Here is a 16,641-nt window from a genome sequence, read left to right as displayed (position 1 = left end):
GGGGGGCAACGCTGGGCAGCGCGACGGGGCTGGACAGGATGGGCAAGCCTTCGGTGTTCGAACAGCCCCATACCTCGCCCAACTATCTGATGCGCGAGATGATCCATGTGGTGGGCCGCCGTCATTCGGCGAAGCTGCGAGTGATTGCGGTGGTGCTGGCCTGCGTGCTGCCGGCGCTGCTGCTGGCCGTTCTGCCGGCGCATCTGGCGGTGGCGCTGGCAACGCTGTCACATCTTGCCGGGGCCTTCGCGGCGCGGTGGCTGTTCTTTGCCGAGGCCGAACATGTCGTCGGCCTGTATTACGGGCAGAGATAAGCCCCAAATGAAACGGCCCCGCAGGTCAGACCTGCGGGGCACGCCATGGATGGTTCCCGAAATCAGGGATTGGTGGTCGCGGCGCCTTCCGCGGCGGGCTCGGCCGCCGGGGCAGCATCGGCGGCCGGAGCCGCTGCCGCATCGGCCGCCGGAGCAGCTTCAGCCGCCGCCGGGGCGGGCGCCAGCGAGTTCAGGAAGGCCCAGACATCATGTGCTTCCTTTTCGTTGGGAAGCTTGAAGGTCATCTTGCCCTTCGCCTTGGTGTCGCCGGTCTTGGTCTTGATGAACTTGGTCGGGTCGGCAACGTATTGCAGGAAGTCCGCCTCGTTCCAGACTTCGCCCGCGGCGCCCAGTTCCTTGAGACCGTCGCCATAGGCGAAGTCCGGGTAGCTGGCGGCCGGACGGCCGTTGATGCCGTAGAGGTTCGGCCCGGTCTTGCCGGCCTTGCCAGCCAGAACGGTGCCATCGGGGGCCACGACCATGTGGCAGGTCTGGCATTTGTTGAACACCTTGGCGCCCGCTGCGGCGTCACCGGTCGGCGCGTCCTGTGCAAGGACGGGCGCCGCGGCGAAGGCTAGGGCGACGGCAGTGAGGGTCAGTCTCATGGGGTCCTCCAGTTACAGACTGTGCGAAGCAAATGATCCACTGCAAAGGAAAGGCAATGGGTCAGAATGGCGCGGATGCAGATTTTAGCTCAGGCCACGGCATGAGAGACTGCACACCTTGACCACAATGACGTGAGCGCGGTCATGAGGTGGTCGATGTCGGCCGTGGAATGGGCCGGGCCGGGGGTGATACGCAGCCGTTCGGTGCCCTTGGGTACGGTCGGATAGTTGATCGGCTGGACGTAAATTCCCCAGTCGCGCATCAGGATGTCGCTCAGCATCCGGCATTTCACCGGGTCGCCGATCATCACCGGGATGATGTGGCTTTCGTTGGCCAGATGCGGGATGCCGGCGCGGTCAAGCCGGGCACGCACTTCGGCCACGCGGGCCTTCTGGGCGCTGCGTTCCGCGGTGCTGGTCTTCAGATGCCGGATCGAGGCGGTTGCCGCAGCCGCCACGGCGGGCGGCAGGGCGGTGGTGAAGATGAAGCCCGACGCATAGCTGCGCACAAAGTCCACCAGCGCCGCGCTGCCGGTGATGTAGCCGCCGACCACGCCGAAGGCCTTGCCCAGCGTGCCCTCGATCACGTCGATGCGGTCGGCAAGGCCCAGCTCTTCGCTGACGCCACCGCCGCGCGGGCCGTACATGCCGACGGCATGGACCTCGTCGATGTAGCTCAGCGCGCCATGGGCTTCGCAGACCTCGATGATCTCGCGGATGGGGGCGACGTCGCCGTCCATCGAATAGACCGATTCAAACGCCACGATCTTGGGCCGGTCGCCCACGGCGTGCAGCTTGCGGTCAAGGTCGCGCCAGTCGTTGTGCTTCCACAGCGCCTTGTCGGCGCGGGAATGGCGAATGCCCTCGATCATCGAGGCGTGGTTCTTTTCGTCCGACAGGATCACCGCACCCGGGATCTTGGCGCCCAGCGTTGACAGCGCGGCCCAGTTCGAGACGTAGCCGCTGGTGAACAGCAGCGCCTTTTCCTTGCCGTGCAGGTCGGCCAGCTCGGCCTCAAGCGCCAGGTGGTGCACGGTGTTGCCGCTGATGTTGCGGGTGCCGCCGGCGCCGGTGCCGCAGGCCTGCACGGTTTCCACCATGGCCTGCACCACCTCGGGGTTCTGGCCCATGCCGAGATAGTCGTTCGAACACCAGACGGTGACGTTCTCGACCCCGCCCTCGCGGTGGCAACCGGCCTGCGGGAAGGCCCCGCAGCGGCGTTCGAGGTCGGCGAAGATGCGATAGTTCCCTTCGGCCTTCAGCGCTTCAAGCTGGGTGGCGAAATGGGCGTTGAAGTCCATCTGTCAGTTCCTTGCTGTCGGAAGGACCTCGGGCGACTTGGTCCCGATGGTCGAAGGAACCCGGGTTTTCCGGGCGGAAGGGGTGGCCTCTGGCAGCATCCAGCGCCAGAGTTTCTGGTCGGGCAGCGGCACCACCATGAACCAGTGTTCCAGAAGGGCGAGCGCGGTCAGCGCGGCCAGAAGCATGTGGCCGACGAGGCTGGCGTCGCTTTCGGCCGCCAGGGCGCGTTCCAGCCAGCAAGAGATGGCAAAGCTGAGCGCCGTGATCGAGACCGGAAAGACCCAGTTCATCGAGGCGTGACGGAAGTGGCTGGCCAGATGCGACAGCGGCCGCGGCAGAAATTCGGTATGGATGCGCGGCACGCCGAAGAACAGGTTAAGCTTGGCCGAGATGCGGGCGAAGAACAGGATCACGAAGGTCCACAGGCCGAATTCGTTCGTGGCACCCCAGGACACGACGAGGATGACCGTCAACGTGGCGATCAGCGCCAGTTCGTGCCACAGGATCGTGCCCGTCGCGCGCAGGAAGCGTTCCCATTGCGGTGCGAAGGGCGGGCAGGGCCGGGTGTTCGGGCCGGTGATCACGCCCGACAGGAAGGCCACCTCGAACCAGCCCCAGATCGCCAGGGCCGACAGGAAGGCGACATAGGCGCCGGTGACCGAAGGATCGGTCAGCGAATCGTGCAGCCCGTAAAAGCCGCCGCCCAGCAGCGGCAGGGTATAGAACACCGACAGAAGATGTGCCTCATGGCCCAGCCTGTCGGCATGGCGCACGCGCCACAGGATCGCGCCGGTCGAGAACCACCAGACGAAGATGGCCGTCAGCACGACGATCCAGGGATTGTTCATGCGCGGCCCCCCCCGAAGGAGGAGCCGCACAGGCCCGCGGGACGCGCCCATCCCGCAAGGCCACCCGCTGCCGGAACAGCGGTATCAGGAACCCGGGTCAATACGACGGCTCCAGCCGGACCGAGGCCGGCGGGGTGTTGCGAATGACCGGGATGAAGTAGAGCGCCACGAAGGCCCGCGCCGCCTTGATCGTGGCAAGCTTGCCGACGAACCAGCCGCCGACACCGCCCTGCTTGCGGGCGGCATCCATGGCGATGAAGGCCTCGTTCATCCGCCGCAGGTTGGGAATCCAGCGCGGATGGTCGATGTCGATTTCCACCGGGAAGACCTGACGCGCGATGGCGCTGGTCTTGCGGTAGACCTCCTGGTCGTACCAGTCGATGTCGACGCCAAGGGCGCGGTGGAAATCCTTGCGGGCATGGTCGCGCACCCACATGGTCGAATAGACGGCCACCAGGAAGAAGCGGATCCACATCCGCGCCGCCCAGGTCTCGGTGATCTTGGGGTCGGTGCGCATCAGCAGGGCGAAGGCCTCGCCATGGCTGAACTCGTCGTTGCACCATTCCTTGAACCACTTGAAGATCGGGTGGAACCGATGCTCGGGGTGCGCTTCCAGGTGGCGGAAGATGGTGATGTAACGGGCGTAGCCGATCTTTTCCGACAGGTAGGTGGCGTAGTAGATGAACTTGGGCCGGAAGTAGGTGTACTTCTTGGCCTTGGTCAGGAAGCCCAGGTTCACGGCCACGCCCGCCTCGCGCAGCGCGTCGTTGATGAAACCCGCGTGGCGTGCCTCGTCCCGGCTCATGTAGCTGAACAGCTCGCAGATGTCGGGGTTGTTGCCGCGCCGCTTCATCTCCTTGTACAGCACACAGCCGGAAAACTCGGCCGTGCAGGACGATACGAGGAAGTCGATGAACTCGGCCCGAAGGGCAGGGTCCATGCCATCCCAGTCAACGTGATCCCAATCGGCCGTCTTCTTGAAGTGGCCCTTGTTCGGGTCAGACTTCATCTGCGCGATCAGCGCGTCCCAGTCCTTGCGGACCGGGGTCACGTCGATGCGGTCCATCTCATCGAAATCGGTGGTGTAGAACCGCGGGTTCAGCAGCGTGGTTTCGGTCGCCATGGCCGTGGTGTCGAACCGATCCGAAATCTCGGAGTGCAACTCGCCATGGGCGGTGTCGTGGGAAGTGTCTCTCATACCGTCACCTCATCCGAGAAGGAGAATTCGCAAAGCTCCATGAATTCCAGATCGCCGGTCAGCCGCGTCCACCAGCGCTCGATCGTCGAGGCGCGGGTGATCGTGGCGATGCGGTCTTCGACGACGACCTCACCATAGGCGGCCATAACCGGCGCACCATGGACAAGGACTTCGTCCCCCGGGTTCACGACCGCGCCGTTGTTGAAGCGGACATGGGCGTGCAGGCTTTCGAAGCGGTGAGAGATTTCGACGGTGCAGGGCACCCGCTCGGTTTGCTTGGTGAAGAATCCCATCTGTGCCCCCTCACATGTCCAGAAGTTTCTGGAAGGCGGCCTTGTTGTCGGCCCCGAAGGCATAAAGCTCGACGCTCCAGCCGGTTTCGGGGTCTTCTGCGGCAAGGCGGCCGTTGGCATATTCGACGATGCGGACGGGTTTGGTCTGGTCTGCACCTTTCTTGCGGCGCTCGGTGTGAACGCCGGATTGGATAACGGTGATGAAGCCGCCTTCAGGCAGGTCGACCAGGACATTGCCATTCGTGTCGCGCACGACGACATGCTTGGCGTCCTTGCCTTCCAGCACGATCCACTTTTCGCGGACCACGGCCGAAGCCTCGGGCTGGCCCACCTTTTCGCGGCCGGTATAGACCGCGTAGGACACCATTACGAGCGAGGCGAGGGCGATCCCGAACATGGCGCGCAGCAGCACGGCCGGGATCATTTCCTTCTGCTGGCTGCGCAGGGCAGGGCGGCGGGTCTGGGCTTGGGAATCCATGCTGTGCCCCCCTTATGCTGCGGCAACGGGCGAGGCAGAGCCGCCTTCGCTGCGCGAGACCACAGGACGGGCCATGCGGGTTTCCGCCGCCTCTGCCAGCATCTTGGCCACCGGGGCCGCATCGGGAATGCAGCGCATGGCGGGCTGGGTCAGCCGGGCGTAGCCGGGCCGTAGGTGCGGCCACAGCGTCAGATAGCCAATGCGCGAGGCGCCGGTGGTTTCCATCGCGATGGTGCCGGTGCCGTCGCGGCGCAGGTCAAGATGCGCGGCACCGACCTGGGCGAAGGGAATGTTGAAGGTCACGGGAAGGGCGGCACCGATCCGCATCACCACACGGGCGCTGGTCAGCGTATAGACGGTGGTCCGCGCCTGGGCAAAAGCCAGAAGCCAGACAAGGCTAAGCGCGATCAGCGCCATCACAAGGGTCGGAATCCCGATCTGCAGTGCCATGAGCACGCCACCTTGGGCCAAGCCCACGCCGCAGCGCCACAGCAGCAGCAGCGCGAAATAGAAGGCGATCCAGTGCAGCTTGTAGGCATCGCGGGCCAGCGCATAGGTGGCGGGCCGTCCTTGCCAGAGGATGTCTTCACCAACAGGGGGCCGTTCCGGCAGCCCCTTGATGGGTTCGAAAGCGAAATCGTCATGGTCCGACATTGCAGACCTCCTGTATTCGGGGTGAGAGGCGCGGCCCCGGGCGCTGGGCCGCGTCCATCAGTGTCAGATCAGAAGCCGCGCTTGCGCTTGTCAGCGTCGTACAGCCAGCCACCGGCCACATAGCCAGAGATCTTGTCTTCCTCGAGCTTGGTCACTTCGGAGGCCGACCGGGTGGCCGGGATGTTCTCGAAGCTGTCCGAGGCGATGGCGTTGACGCGCACGCGGTCGGCCCAGATCTTGGCAAGGGTCATCGGAACCAGGCGCTTCTTGCCCGAGTTCAGGTCGATTTCCAGGTAACGGACCATCTGTTCCGGCACGTCCACCCAAAGTTCGGACACGCGGCCAACGACCTCAAGGTCGGCGGCTTGCACGGGCAGACCGCGCGGGTCGCGCCCGGCCGTCACATTGAAGCCCTTGGCCAGGGCCATCGGCATGATCTTGTTGTGACCATGCGCGTCCAGTTCCGGCTCGTCCCGGCGCGGCACCCACGAGGCAGGGCCGACGCCATCAACCAGCGCATTGCCGGTGGGGGCATGGGGGAAGCCTTCCGAAACCGAGGTGCGGGCCAGCGCCAGATCGTTGCGGCGGTGGGCGGCTTCATTCTCTGCCGAGGGCATCACGATTTCACCGCGGCCGTTCGGCAGCTTGAAGGTCTTGGGCTTGGGAACCGGGAACAGGCCCTGGTTAGGCGCAACGCTGCCGTCTTCCATTTCAAGCGGATAGCCTTCCCGCATGTTTTCGGTTTGCAGGTAGTAGATCAAGAAGGCGAGGAAGCCCCAAAAGGACCAGATCGCCAGACTTGCAAGGTCGAAGTCTCCAAAGAAGTTCACGCCAACCATTTCGTCCTCCGGGTTTCAGGTTGGGAATTCGGCGAGGCGAAGTTCGCCTGCGTCGGATGCCGGTTTCGTGGTGTGAAGAGGTGCCAGCCGGACCAGCGGCCCGAGAATGGCAAGGGTGGTAAACAACAGACCGATCTCAAGGTGATAGACGAACGAGTAGCCAAGAGAGGGGTCTTCAAGACCAGTGCCAAAGCCACCGGCCATGGCAAAGTGAGAGACGACATCGCGCAGCGTGCCGCCAAGGAAGATGGCGAACCCTGCCGCCGTTGCCTGGGCCGCGCCCCAGGCGCCAAGGGCAATGCCCGAATGGACGCTGCCTGTCGGCATTTTCATCGCCGCGGTCAGGGTGGCGATGCCGAACAGGCCGCCCCCGAAGCCGATGCCGGCGGCACCAGTGTAGAACAAGGCGCCACTGTCGAGCGGGGCGGCGAAGATCACCGCCGAGAAGGCGGCGATGCCGGCCAGGATGCCGCGCGCTGCCAGACGGTAGGGATCGGTGCCGCGCATCAGCCAGCGGGCCGACAACAGGAAACCGACCAGCGCGCCGGCGGCCCAGGCGGCCGTCAGAAGCGTGGTCTGGCTGACCGAAAGCCCAAGGATTTCACCGCCATAGGGTTCCAGCAGCACGTCCTGCATGTTGAAGGCCAGTGTGCCGAACACCACCACCGCCAGCAGCCGCCCTGCGGTGCCACCGGCCATCAGGTCGGCCCAGGCATCGCGGAAACGCGGACGCGGTTCTTCGCGTTCGGCCTTGGTCATCGGCCGCACCTTTTCCTGCTTCCACAGCGCGATCAGGTTCAGCACCATCGTCGCCGCGCCGCAGCCCTGGACCACACGGACCAGCGTGATCGGGTCGAAGTCGCGCAGCAGGAATCCGACGATCACCGCCGAGATGCCCATGCCCAGCAGATACATGATGTACAGCATCGACACGACGCGGGGGCGCGTCTCGTCATCGGCGCGGTCCGAGGCCAGCGCCAGACCGGCGGTCTGCGTCATGTGCATCCCAAGCCCGGTCATCAGGAAGGCCAGCGAGGCCAGAACCTCGCCCGCCCACAGCGGGCCAAGCGTCTGATCGCCCGACAGCACCATCAGCGCGAAGGGCATGATCGCCAGCCCGCCCATCTGCCAGAGCGAACCGAACCACAGGAAGGGCACGCGCTTCCAGCCGATGGCGGAACGGTGGGTGTCGGAACGGTGGCCCAGCAGGGCGCGGAACGGGGCGACCAGCACCGGAATGGCGATCATCGCCGCCACCAGCATGGCCGGGATCGACAGTTCGACGATCATCACCCGGTTCAGCGTGCCCAGCATCAGCACCTGTGCCATGCCGACCGAGACCTGGAACAGGCTCAGCCGCAAGAGCTGGTTCAGCGGCAGCCCGTCCGAGGCCGCATCCGCGAAAGGCATCCAGGTCGAGCCGAGGGCCTGAAGGTGCTTCTTCTTCAGAATCATGGCTGATACTCCAGACACTCGGAAATGTAGAAGCCCCGGCTGACCCTCTCGACCCGGGTCAGGCTGTCGCCGGAATGGCGCACCAGAGTCGGGAAGGAGTGAGGGATCATCACCGGCGAGCGGTCTGCGCGGGGGAACAGCTTTCCCATGCTCCAGAACGCCATCAGGAAGGGTGTGCGCGGCGCAACCGTGAAGACGATGGCCTGCGAGGTGCGGCGCCCCAGCCGGGTCAGGATCTGGCCGATGTCGGGGGCCCGGTAATAGATCAGGCTGTCCATCGCCAGCACATAGTCGAACCGGCCAAGCCGGTCGTCGGTCATGTCGCCGGCATGGAAGGTAACCCGCGGCTTCAGGGCGGCAGGCAGCCGGTCTTCGGCGATGCCGATCAGTTGCGGCGAGATGTCCACCGCCACCACGTCGGCCCCGCGGGCGGCCAGTTCCTGCGTCATCAGCCCGGTGCCACAGCCGGCATCCAGCACCCGCAGCCCGGCCAGATCCTGCGGCAGACGCGACAGCATGATCGCGCGCATCCGGTCGCGGCCTTCGCGAACGGTCTGGCGGATCCGGCTGACCTTGGCGTCCGAGGTCAGCCGCTCCCACACCTTGGTGGCGGAACGGTCGAAGTAGTCCTCAACCCTTTGCCGTGTGGTGGAGTAGTCGGTCATGGCTCAGTCAAAACCCAGGAGTTCGAAGATTTCGCGGTCGGGCAGCGAGGTTGGCAGCACGGGCGGTTCGTTGACCGAGCGCCACAGCGTTTCGGCCAGCCGGATGTATTCGGCGCGGGCCAGAACGATGTCCTCCTCGTCCGGCATCTCGAACAGCGTCTTCTTCTTCAGGCGGGAGCGGCGGATCGCATCCACGTCGGGCATATGCGCCAGCCGCTTGAAACCGACGCGGTCGCAATAGCGGTCAACCTCGTTCGTCTCGCGCGAACGGTTGGCGACGCAACCGGCCAGACGGACCTTGTAGTTGTTCGACTTGGCCTGCACGGCGGCGATGATGCGGTTCATCGCATAGATGCTGTCAAAGTCGTTCGCGGTCACGATCACTGCGCGGTCGGCATGTTGCAGGGGCGCGGCAAAGCCGCCGCAGACCACATCGCCCAACACGTCGAAGATCACCACGTCGGTGTCTTCCAGCAGGTGATGCTGCTTCAGCAGCTTGACCGTCTGGCCAACGACATAGCCGCCGCAGCCGGTGCCGGCGGGGGGGCCGCCCGCCTCGACGCACATGACGCCGTTGAAGCCGGTGGTCACGAAATCCTCGGGGCGCAGCTCCTCGGCGTGGAAATCTACCGACTTGAGGATGTCGATCACCGTTTCCTGCAGCCGCCCGGTCAGGGTGAAGGTGCTGTCATGCTTGGGATCGCAGCCGATCTGCAGCACGCGTTTTCCCAGCATGGAAAACGCCGCCGACAGGTTCGACGAGGTGGTCGATTTGCCGATCCCGCCCTTGCCATAGACGGAAAAGACCTTGGCCCCCTCGATCTTGAGGTTGGCGTCCTGATGGACCTGGACCGAGCCTTCACCGTCAAGGCCGCTCAGGTTTGGAATGTCGTCACGGGGGCTCATGCACAGGGCCCTTTCCATTGGCGTTTCATTCGGCGGCAACCCCTTCAAGTCTGTCTTCCAGCTCATCCGCGGCACGTTGCAGGGCGGCGAGCGTTTCGGCATCGGGTTGCCAGTAGTTGCGATCAGAGGCTTCCAGCAGTTTCTGCGCCATGCGGCTGGAGGCTTCGGGGTTGAGACCGGCCAGACGGCGGCGCATCGCCTCGTCCAGCACGAAGGTTTCGGACAGGCGCTGATAGACCCAAGGCTCGACATGGCCGGTGGTGGCCGACCAGCCGAAGGTGTTGGTCACCTGTGCCTCGATCTGGCGAACGCCCTCGGCGCCGTGTTTCAGCAGCCCCTCGAAATACTTGGGGTTCAGGCTGCGCGACCGGGTTTCCAGCGCGATCTGGTCCTTCAGCGTGCGGACAGTGCCGCCGCCGCGGGTCTGGTCGCCGATATAGACCGGCGTTTCCTCGCCGCCGCGGGCCCGCTTGACCGCCCGGGCGATGCCACCCAGCGTGTCGAAATAATGGTCCACCGTGGTCACACCCAGTTCGACCGACTCCAGATTCTGGTATGCCAGATCCACGGTCGAAAGGGCTTGTTTCAGAAGGTCGCAGTTCTGCGTGGGCTTGCCGTTCACCCCATAGGCAAAGGACTTGCGTGCCTGATAGGCATCGGCCAGCTCGTCCTCGTCCCCAAAGGCGGAATTGCCCACCAGATTGTTGACGTTCGACCCGTAGGCGCCTTCAGCGTTCGAGAACACCCGCAGCGCAGCGGTTTCCATGCCCACGTTCATCTGCCGGGCAAAGGCAAGCGCGTGGGCGCGGATGAAATTCTGCGATTCCGGTTCGTCGGCAATGGCGGCCTTGTAGGCGGCTTCGGCCAGCATCCGGGTCTGCAAGGGCAGCAGGTCGCGGAAGATACCCGACAGCGTCATCACAACGTCAATGCGCGGCCTGCCCAGTTCGGCAAGCGGGATCAGGTCAGCGCCGGCCAGGCGACCGTAATGGTCAAACCGGGGTTTCGCACCGATCAGCGCCAGCGCCTGCGCGATGGGGCCACCGTCCGACTTGATGTTGTCGCTGCCCCACAGCACCAGCGCCACCGTGCGCGGCAGGCGCGGGTGGGCGGCGATCAGGCGCGCGGCCTGTTTGGCGCCATCTTGCAGCGCATAGGCCGTGGGCATACGGAACGGGTCGAAGGCATGGATGTTGCGGCCCGTCGGCAGGATTTCCGGGCTGCGGATCAGGTCGCCCCCCGGCACCGGCGCGATGAAGCGGCCCGACAGGGCGCGCAGCAGGGCAGGGATTTCGTGGTCTTCCTGCATCAGCCGGTCCGCGGTTGCCAGATCGGCCCCTGCGGGCATCAGGTCCAGCATCGCCTTGCGGTTCACGTCCGTCATCTTGCGGCCGACCACATGGAAACCGTCGGTGATCAGCGCGCCTTCGGTTTCCAGCAGCTTGACCCAGAGCTGGTCCATGTCGCTGGCGTCCAGATCCACCGATCTGGCCTGTTCGCGGATCAGTTCGGACAGTTCCTCGTGCTCGGGCGCATCGGGTTGCAGGCCGCGCCAGCGCGACAGGCTGTCTTTCAGGTCGGCCAAGCCCTTGTAAAGGCCTGACTGCGCCAGCGGCGGGGTTAGGTGGGTGACGATCACCGCGTTCGACCGGCGCTTGGCAAGGGTTGCCTCGGACGGGTTGTTGGCGGCGTAAAGATAGACATTCGGCAGGTTGCCGATCAGCCGGTCGGGCCAGCAGCCCGCCCCGACGCCGGCCTGCTTGCCGGGCATGAACTCCAATGCGCCGTGCATTCCGAAATGCAGCAGCACGTCGGCACCGAAATCCTCGCGCAGCCAGCGGTAGAAGGTGGTGAAGGCATGGGTCGGCGCGAAGCCTTTTTCAAAGAGCAGCCGCATCGGGTCGCCCTCATAGCCGAACACCGGCTGAAGTCCGATGAACACCTTGCCCATCTGCCGGCCAAGGACGAAGACGCCCCGCCCGTCGGTCTGCATCCGGCCCGGTGCAGGGCCCCAGGCGGATTCGACATCCTTCAGCCAGGGTGTGCGCGCCACCACGTCCGAAGCCGGAACGATGGCGGCCACGTTGGCAGGCTGGCCATAGATCGACGCACTGCCGCCCAGAACCGACTCGCGCAGCGCCTCGACCGTTTCGGGCGGGTCCACGTCATAGCCTTCGGCCTTCATGGCGTGCAGCACGTTCAGCAGGCTTTCGAAGACCGACAGATAGGCTGCCGTGCCTGCGGCCCCGGCATTGGGCGGGAAGCCATACAGCACGATGCCGACCTTGCGCTGCGCCACCTGGCTGCGGCGCAGCAGGGCCAGTCGCAGCGTCTTGTCGGCCAGCGCGGCGATCCGTTCGGTACAGGGCGACATGGCACGGGCGGCCAGTGCTTCGGCGCAGGGGGCGGGACATTGTCGCGGGCAGCCGGTGCAGCCATTGGCATCGTGCCGGCCGGCAAAGACCGTGGGGTTGGTCGCGCCGTCAATCTCTGGCAGCGCGATCAGCATGGTGGTTTCCACCGGCCCAAGTCCGCCGCCGCTTTGTGCCCATTGCCCCAGCGACTGGAACTCAAGCGGATGGGCCGCCACATAGGGCACGTCCAGCGCCTTGAGCAGCTCTACCGCGGCGGGGCTGTCGTTATAGGCCGGGCCGCCGACAAGGCTGAAGCCGGTCAGCGAAACCATGGCGTCGATGCGGCCCCGGAAATAGGCGTCAACGGCCGGGCGCCCGTCCAGACCGCCGGCAAAGGCGGGCAGGCAGGCGATGCCCTTCGCCTCGAAGGCGCGGATCACCGCGTCGTAATGCGCCGTATCCGAGGCAAGGATGTAGCTGCGCAGCATCAGCAGCCCGACCGTTGCCACCGCGCCTTCGGGGCGGGGCAGATCGGCGGCATCCGTGGTGATGCGGGCGGCCAGATCGGGGTGATACAGCCCGACATCGGGATAGTCGATCGGTGCGGCCGCCTTGACCTTGGCCCAATCACGCTTGCCGGAATAGCGGCTGACCAGGAAGCGGATCATCGCTTCCAGATTGTCGTCCGATCCGCCCAGCCAGTATTGCATCGACAGGAACCAGGCGCGCAGGTCCTGCGCCTTGCCGGGCAGGAAACGCAGCATCTTGGGCAGGCGGCGCAGCATGGCCATCTGCTTTTCGCCGGAACTGGCTGAAGGCTCCTTGTTGCCGCGCAGCTTCTTCAGAAGCTGCATCATCGGCGAGGCGGGCTTGGACATGTCCAGATCGCCCAGCCGGGTCAGCTTGACGATGGCCGGGTCCGCCACGATGCCGACAAAGCCGTCGGCGCGGTCGCGGGCGGCCTGAAGTTCGGGCAGGATGGCGTTGATGTGTTCTTCAATGAACAGCAGGTTCGCCATCACGAAGTCGGCTTCGTTCACGGCCTGCTTGGCACGCGACAGGGCTGCCGGGTTTTCCGACCATTCGGCCGCGGCATGGACCGAAATCTCGATCCCCGGAAAATCTGTCTCCAGCCGGGGGGCGATGCGCAGGGCAGGGCCTGCGGCATGGGCGTCCAGCGTGACGATCACGAAACGATAAGCCCCGTCGGGCGAACCCGGCGCGGTCATGTCGGGCGATGTGTGGATGTCATCGCGCATAATGGGCCTTGGCCTCGTAGAGGGTGTCTTTGCTGATGGTCATGACGCCACGTTCCACGGCGTATTTCTCGGTGTTGCGCTTTGCCTTGCCGCGCACGAAGAACGGAATCTTCCGCAATTCGCGTTCGGCGTCGGCTGTCCAGACCGGCTCACCCGCCGCGACGGGCATTTCGACCGGCGCGACCGCCTGAGCGGTTTCTGGCGCAGCTTCCACCACTTCAGCGGGTGCTGCATTGATCTCGCGCAGATCGGCCTTGCCGCCGTGATGGCTGGCGCCGGCTTCGTCGTGAAACTCGAAATCTTCGCGGAACATGGTCAGCAGGTGTTCTTCCAACCCCATGACCAGCGGATGAATCCAGCTATCGAAGATGACATTCGCGCCTTCAAAGCCCATCTGCGGCGAATAGCGGGCGGGGAAGTCCTGCACATGCACCGGCGCGGAAATCACCGCGCAGGGAATACCCAGACGCTTGCCGATGTGGCGTTCCATCTGCGTGCCAAGGATCATCTCGGGCGCGGCGGCGGCGATGGCCTGTTCCACCTCGAGATAGTCATCGGTGATTAGCGCCTCGAGCCCATAGGCCTTGGCGGCGGCCCGCATGGGGCGGGCGAATTCGCGATTGTAGCATCCCAGCCCGACCACCTCGAACCCGATCTCGGTGGCGGCGATCCGGGCGGCGGCCATGGAGTGGGTGGCGTCGCCGAAGATGAACACGCGCTTGCCGGTCAGATAGGTGCTGTCGACCGAGGCCGACCACCACGGCAGACGCAGCCCGCTTTCATCCACTTTCGGAGAAACACCGGCCAGGCCCGCGACTTCATGGATGAAATCGCGCGTGGCGCCAACGCCGATGGGCACGATCTTCGTCCAGAGTTGGCCGCAATGCTTTTCCAGCCAGCGTGCAGCGCCTTCGCCGGTTTCGGGGTAAAGCAGCACGTTGAAATGCGCCTGTCCCATGCGGGCGATGTCTGCGGGCGACGCGCCCATCGGGGCCGCCACGTTCACCTTGATGCCCATCAGGGCCAGAAGCCGCGTCACCTCGGTCACGTCGTCGCGGTGGCGGAAGCCAAGGCCGGTGGCCCCCAGCAGGTTCGCCGTCACTTCGGCCGTGCGGGGCATCGGCTTGACCAGCGCGCGCACGAGTTGGTGGAAGGTCTCGTCCGCGCCGAAGTTTTCCTTGCGGCTGTAGGACGGCAGTTCCAGCGGAATGACCGGGCAGGGCAGGTCCAGCGCCTCGGCCAGACCACCGGGATCGTCCTGGATCAGTTCAGCCGTGCAAGACGCGCCAACCAGCATCGCCTGCGGCTTGAACCGGGCATGTGCCTCGCGCGCGGTGGCCTTGAACAGATCGGCCGTATCGGCGCCCAGATCGCGCGCCTGAAAGCTGGTATAGCTGACCGGCGGGCGATGATTGCGCCGCTCGATCATGGTGAACAGCAGGTCGGCGTAGGTGTCGCCCTGCGGGGCGTGCAGCACATAGTGCAGGCCCTTCATGCCGGTGGCGACGCGCATTGCCCCCACATGCGGCGGTCCCTCATAGGTCCAGAGCGTCAGCTTCATGCCGCGCCCCCTTTCAGAAGTGCCTTGCGGCGCAGCGGGCGGCTGAACAGACCGGCCAGATCGCCTGCCTGTTCGTAGAAATGCACTGGCGTGAACACCAGTTCGATCGCCCATTTCGTGGTGAAGCCCCGTGCTTCCAGCGGATTGGCCAGCCCCAGACCACAAACCGTCAGGTCCGGCGCGGCGGCCGCCTGGCGGTCAAGCTGAAGCTCGACATCCTGTCCCTCACTCAGCACCGGGCCTTCGGGCAGAAGGTCCAGATCCGGGCCGACCAGTTCCTTGTGCAGATAAGGCGTGCCCACTTCCAGCGGGCGCATCCCGCATTCGCGGGCCAGGAAACGGGCCAGAGGGATTTCAAGCTGGCTGTCTGGGAAGAAGAACAGCGTCTTGTCGCGCAGGGTTTCGGCATGTGCGGCCACCGCCTTTTGCGCACGGGCGCGGGGGGCGGTGGTGACGGCTTCGAAATGGTCACGGCTGACGCCGAATTCGTCTGCCACGGCGCGCAGCCAGGCGGTGGTGCCTTCTTCGCCAAAGGGGAAGGGCGCCGGGATATGCCGTGCCCCGCGCCGGACCAGCGCGGCATGGGTGTCGCCCAGGAAGGGCTGCACCAGCGCGAAAACCGTGTTCGGCCCGACCGCAGGCGTTTCGGCCGACCGATGCGCCGGCAGGATGCGGACCGGGCCGATGCCCAGCTTCGCCAGCAGATCGACCATCTGGTCTTCCACCACATCGGGCAGGGCGCCGACGACCAGCAGTTCGCGCGCCTGGGTGGCGGGCAGGCTGGGCACCATGGCGGCAAGGCAGGCATCTTCGCCCTGGGTGAAGGTGGTTTCGATCCCAGATCCGGTGAAGTTCAGCACCCGCACATGCGGCGCGTGGATCGCACTCAGCCGCTCCGCCGCGCGGTGAAGATCCAGCTTGATCACCTCGGACGGGCAGGAACCGACCAGGAACAACTGGCGAATGTCGGGGCGGCGTTCCAGCAGCCGGGCGACTTCGCGGTCAAGTTCGGTATTGGCGTCGGCCAGACCGGCCAGATCCTTTTCTTCAAGGATCGCGGTGCCGAAGCGCGGCTCGGCGAAGATCATCACGCCGGCGGCGGCTTGCAGCAGATGCGCGCAGGTGCGACTGCCGACGACCAGGAAGAAGGCGTCCTGCATCTTGCGGTGCAGCCAGACAATGCTGGTCAGGCCGCAAAACACCTCGCGCTGGCCGCGTTCCTTGAGAACCGGCGTTTCGCGGCACCCCTTTGCGGGAAGATCCAGACTCATGCCGGCACCCCGCCCGAAGTGCGTGCCTCGGCCTCGGCGTCCAGCCGGGCCGCACGCAGTTTCCACACGAACTGGCCCGCGTTGATCACATAGGTCGAGTAGGCCGCCAGAGCGATGTACATCTGCACCTGATGCGGCTGCCCGGTGAACAGGGCCCAGAGATAGGCCGTGTGCAGGGCGATCACGCCCATGCTGAACACGTCTTCCCAGAAGAAGGCGGGGGCGAACAGGTAGCGGCCGAACACCACCTTCTCCCAGATCGCGCCTGTCACCATGATAACATAAAGAAACCCGGTTTTCACGATGATCGAGGCCGTCGCGGCCGCATACCCTTCGCCCGTCCACAGGAAGCGCAGCACCAGCGCAAGCGAGATGCCGAAGGCGAGGAACTGGAGCGGGGCCAGAATCCCCTGCACCAGCGTCCACTTCGTCGCATCACGGCGCGCCCGCTCTTCTTCCGTGTAAAGGCGTTTGCGGGTTGAATTTTTCGGCAGGGCCGATTCCACGGCAGCGCTTCCCTTTCCTGGGTCTTGTGGCAAAGGGTAAGCCCGCAGACGGAAGTGTCAATCAAAACTTACATCGCCAAGGTTGACATGGGGTGCGGCTTTTTTCCGCTGGCGCGACTGCGTGGCCGAAAAA

At 65.1% G+C, this 16,641-nt stretch carries 15 protein-coding genes and 1 pseudogene; 1 reads left to right on the top strand and 15 read right to left on the bottom strand.

Features of this window, described 5'->3' with window-relative positions; all coding sequences use genetic code 11:
• Positions 1–314: pseudogene (locus tag C5F44_RS15935) on the top strand (dimethyl sulfoxide reductase anchor subunit); the annotation flags it as partial.
• 62 nt (positions 315–376) lie between these two features.
• Here C5F44_RS15935 and C5F44_RS15930 read toward each other — a convergent pair.
• The 15 genes from C5F44_RS15930 to bchF all read right to left on the bottom strand — a co-directional run bounded on the left by C5F44_RS15930 (position 377) and on the right by bchF (position 16,508).
• Positions 377–919 carry a c-type cytochrome gene (locus C5F44_RS15930; RefSeq protein WP_107674535.1) on the bottom strand — a complete coding sequence of 181 codons (543 nt, stop codon included), beginning with the start codon at positions 917–919 and terminating at the stop codon, positions 377–379.
• A gap of 89 nt (positions 920–1,008) precedes the next feature.
• The gene (hemA, locus tag C5F44_RS15925) at positions 1,009–2,220 is read right to left on the bottom strand and encodes a 5-aminolevulinate synthase (protein ID WP_107674534.1); all 1,212 of its coding nucleotides are present in this window, start codon (positions 2,218–2,220) and stop codon (positions 1,009–1,011) included.
• Positions 2,221–2,223: 3 nt separating this feature from the next.
• Positions 2,224–3,069 (bottom strand): putative photosynthetic complex assembly protein PuhE, encoded by an 846-nt coding sequence (gene puhE, locus C5F44_RS15920; RefSeq protein WP_107674533.1) that lies wholly within the window; start codon positions 3,067–3,069, stop codon positions 2,224–2,226.
• A gap of 97 nt (positions 3,070–3,166) precedes the next feature.
• Positions 3,167–4,267, bottom strand: coding sequence for a magnesium-protoporphyrin IX monomethyl ester (oxidative) cyclase (gene acsF, locus C5F44_RS15915; RefSeq protein WP_107674532.1), 1,101 nt, complete (start codon positions 4,265–4,267; stop codon positions 3,167–3,169).
• Complete coding sequence (locus C5F44_RS15910) at positions 4,264–4,560, bottom strand: hypothetical protein (RefSeq protein ID WP_107674531.1); 297 nt, start codon at positions 4,558–4,560, stop codon at positions 4,264–4,266. The genes acsF and C5F44_RS15910 overlap by 4 nt, the downstream gene beginning before the upstream one ends.
• 10 nt (positions 4,561–4,570) lie before the next feature.
• Positions 4,571–5,038 carry a photosynthetic complex assembly protein PuhC gene (puhC, locus tag C5F44_RS15905; RefSeq protein ID WP_107674530.1) on the bottom strand — a complete coding sequence of 156 codons (468 nt, stop codon included), beginning with the start codon at positions 5,036–5,038 and terminating at the stop codon, positions 4,571–4,573.
• 12 nt (positions 5,039–5,050) lie between these two features.
• Positions 5,051–5,692 carry a photosynthetic complex putative assembly protein PuhB gene (gene puhB / locus C5F44_RS15900; RefSeq protein WP_107674529.1) on the bottom strand — a complete coding sequence of 214 codons (642 nt, stop codon included), beginning with the start codon at positions 5,690–5,692 and terminating at the stop codon, positions 5,051–5,053.
• A gap of 68 nt (positions 5,693–5,760) precedes the next feature.
• On the bottom strand, positions 5,761–6,531 hold the full coding sequence (puhA, locus tag C5F44_RS15895) for a photosynthetic reaction center subunit H (protein WP_107674528.1): 771 nt from the start codon (positions 6,529–6,531) through the stop codon (positions 5,761–5,763).
• A gap of 15 nt (positions 6,532–6,546) precedes the next feature.
• The gene (locus C5F44_RS15890; protein ID WP_107674527.1) at positions 6,547–7,986 is read right to left on the bottom strand and encodes a PucC family protein; all 1,440 of its coding nucleotides are present in this window, start codon (positions 7,984–7,986) and stop codon (positions 6,547–6,549) included.
• On the bottom strand, positions 7,983–8,651 hold the full coding sequence (gene bchM, locus C5F44_RS15885) for a magnesium protoporphyrin IX methyltransferase (RefSeq protein ID WP_107674526.1): 669 nt from the start codon (positions 8,649–8,651) through the stop codon (positions 7,983–7,985). The genes C5F44_RS15890 and bchM overlap by 4 nt, the downstream gene beginning before the upstream one ends.
• A 3-nt stretch (positions 8,652–8,654) precedes the next feature.
• Positions 8,655–9,557: a ferredoxin:protochlorophyllide reductase (ATP-dependent) iron-sulfur ATP-binding protein gene (bchL, locus tag C5F44_RS15880; RefSeq protein WP_107674525.1), complete on the bottom strand. Its 903-nt coding sequence runs from the start codon at positions 9,555–9,557 to the stop codon at positions 8,655–8,657.
• Positions 9,558–9,582: 25 nt separating this feature from the next.
• A complete protein-coding gene (locus C5F44_RS15875; RefSeq protein ID WP_107674524.1) occupies positions 9,583–13,170 on the bottom strand; it encodes a magnesium chelatase subunit H in 3,588 nt (1,195 codons plus the stop codon).
• Positions 13,160–14,731, bottom strand: coding sequence for a ferredoxin:protochlorophyllide reductase (ATP-dependent) subunit B (bchB, locus tag C5F44_RS15870; RefSeq protein WP_107674523.1), 1,572 nt, complete (start codon positions 14,729–14,731; stop codon positions 13,160–13,162). Before bchB ends, C5F44_RS15875 begins: the two co-directional genes overlap by 11 nt.
• Positions 14,728–16,002, bottom strand: coding sequence for a ferredoxin:protochlorophyllide reductase (ATP-dependent) subunit N (locus C5F44_RS15865; protein ID WP_107674522.1), 1,275 nt, complete (start codon positions 16,000–16,002; stop codon positions 14,728–14,730). Before C5F44_RS15865 ends, bchB begins: the two co-directional genes overlap by 4 nt.
• Positions 15,999–16,508, bottom strand: coding sequence for a 2-vinyl bacteriochlorophyllide hydratase (gene bchF, locus C5F44_RS15860; RefSeq protein WP_164681873.1), 510 nt, complete (start codon positions 16,506–16,508; stop codon positions 15,999–16,001). Before bchF ends, C5F44_RS15865 begins: the two co-directional genes overlap by 4 nt.
• Positions 16,509–16,641 lie beyond the last annotated feature (133 nt).

The organism is Fuscovulum blasticum DSM 2131, assembly GCF_003034965.1.
In the GTDB taxonomy this organism is placed as follows: Bacteria; Pseudomonadota; Alphaproteobacteria; order Rhodobacterales; family Rhodobacteraceae; genus Pseudogemmobacter; species Pseudogemmobacter blasticus.
This window is presented reverse-complemented; position numbering and strand designations above follow the sequence as displayed.

Coding starts and splice junctions, on each gene's coding strand:
- C5F44_RS15930 (WP_107674535.1), bottom strand. CDS start 919: ATGAGACTGACCCTCACTGCCGTCGCCCTAGCCTTCGCCGCGGCGCCC.
- hemA (WP_107674534.1), bottom strand. CDS start 2,220: ATGGACTTCAACGCCCATTTCGCCACCCAGCTTGAAGCGCTGAAGGCC.
- puhE (WP_107674533.1), bottom strand. CDS start 3,069: ATGAACAATCCCTGGATCGTCGTGCTGACGGCCATCTTCGTCTGGTGG.
- acsF (WP_107674532.1), bottom strand. CDS start 4,267: ATGAGAGACACTTCCCACGACACCGCCCATGGCGAGTTGCACTCCGAG.
- C5F44_RS15910 (WP_107674531.1), bottom strand. CDS start 4,560: ATGGGATTCTTCACCAAGCAAACCGAGCGGGTGCCCTGCACCGTCGAA.
- puhC (WP_107674530.1), bottom strand. CDS start 5,038: ATGGATTCCCAAGCCCAGACCCGCCGCCCTGCCCTGCGCAGCCAGCAG.
- puhB (WP_107674529.1), bottom strand. CDS start 5,692: ATGTCGGACCATGACGATTTCGCTTTCGAACCCATCAAGGGGCTGCCG.
- puhA (WP_107674528.1), bottom strand. CDS start 6,531: ATGGTTGGCGTGAACTTCTTTGGAGACTTCGACCTTGCAAGTCTGGCG.
- C5F44_RS15890 (WP_107674527.1), bottom strand. CDS start 7,986: ATGATTCTGAAGAAGAAGCACCTTCAGGCCCTCGGCTCGACCTGGATG.
- bchM (WP_107674526.1), bottom strand. CDS start 8,651: ATGACCGACTACTCCACCACACGGCAAAGGGTTGAGGACTACTTCGAC.
- bchL (WP_107674525.1), bottom strand. CDS start 9,557: ATGAGCCCCCGTGACGACATTCCAAACCTGAGCGGCCTTGACGGTGAA.
- C5F44_RS15875 (WP_107674524.1), bottom strand. CDS start 13,170: ATGCGCGATGACATCCACACATCGCCCGACATGACCGCGCCGGGTTCG.
- bchB (WP_107674523.1), bottom strand. CDS start 14,731: ATGAAGCTGACGCTCTGGACCTATGAGGGACCGCCGCATGTGGGGGCA.
- C5F44_RS15865 (WP_107674522.1), bottom strand. CDS start 16,002: ATGAGTCTGGATCTTCCCGCAAAGGGGTGCCGCGAAACGCCGGTTCTC.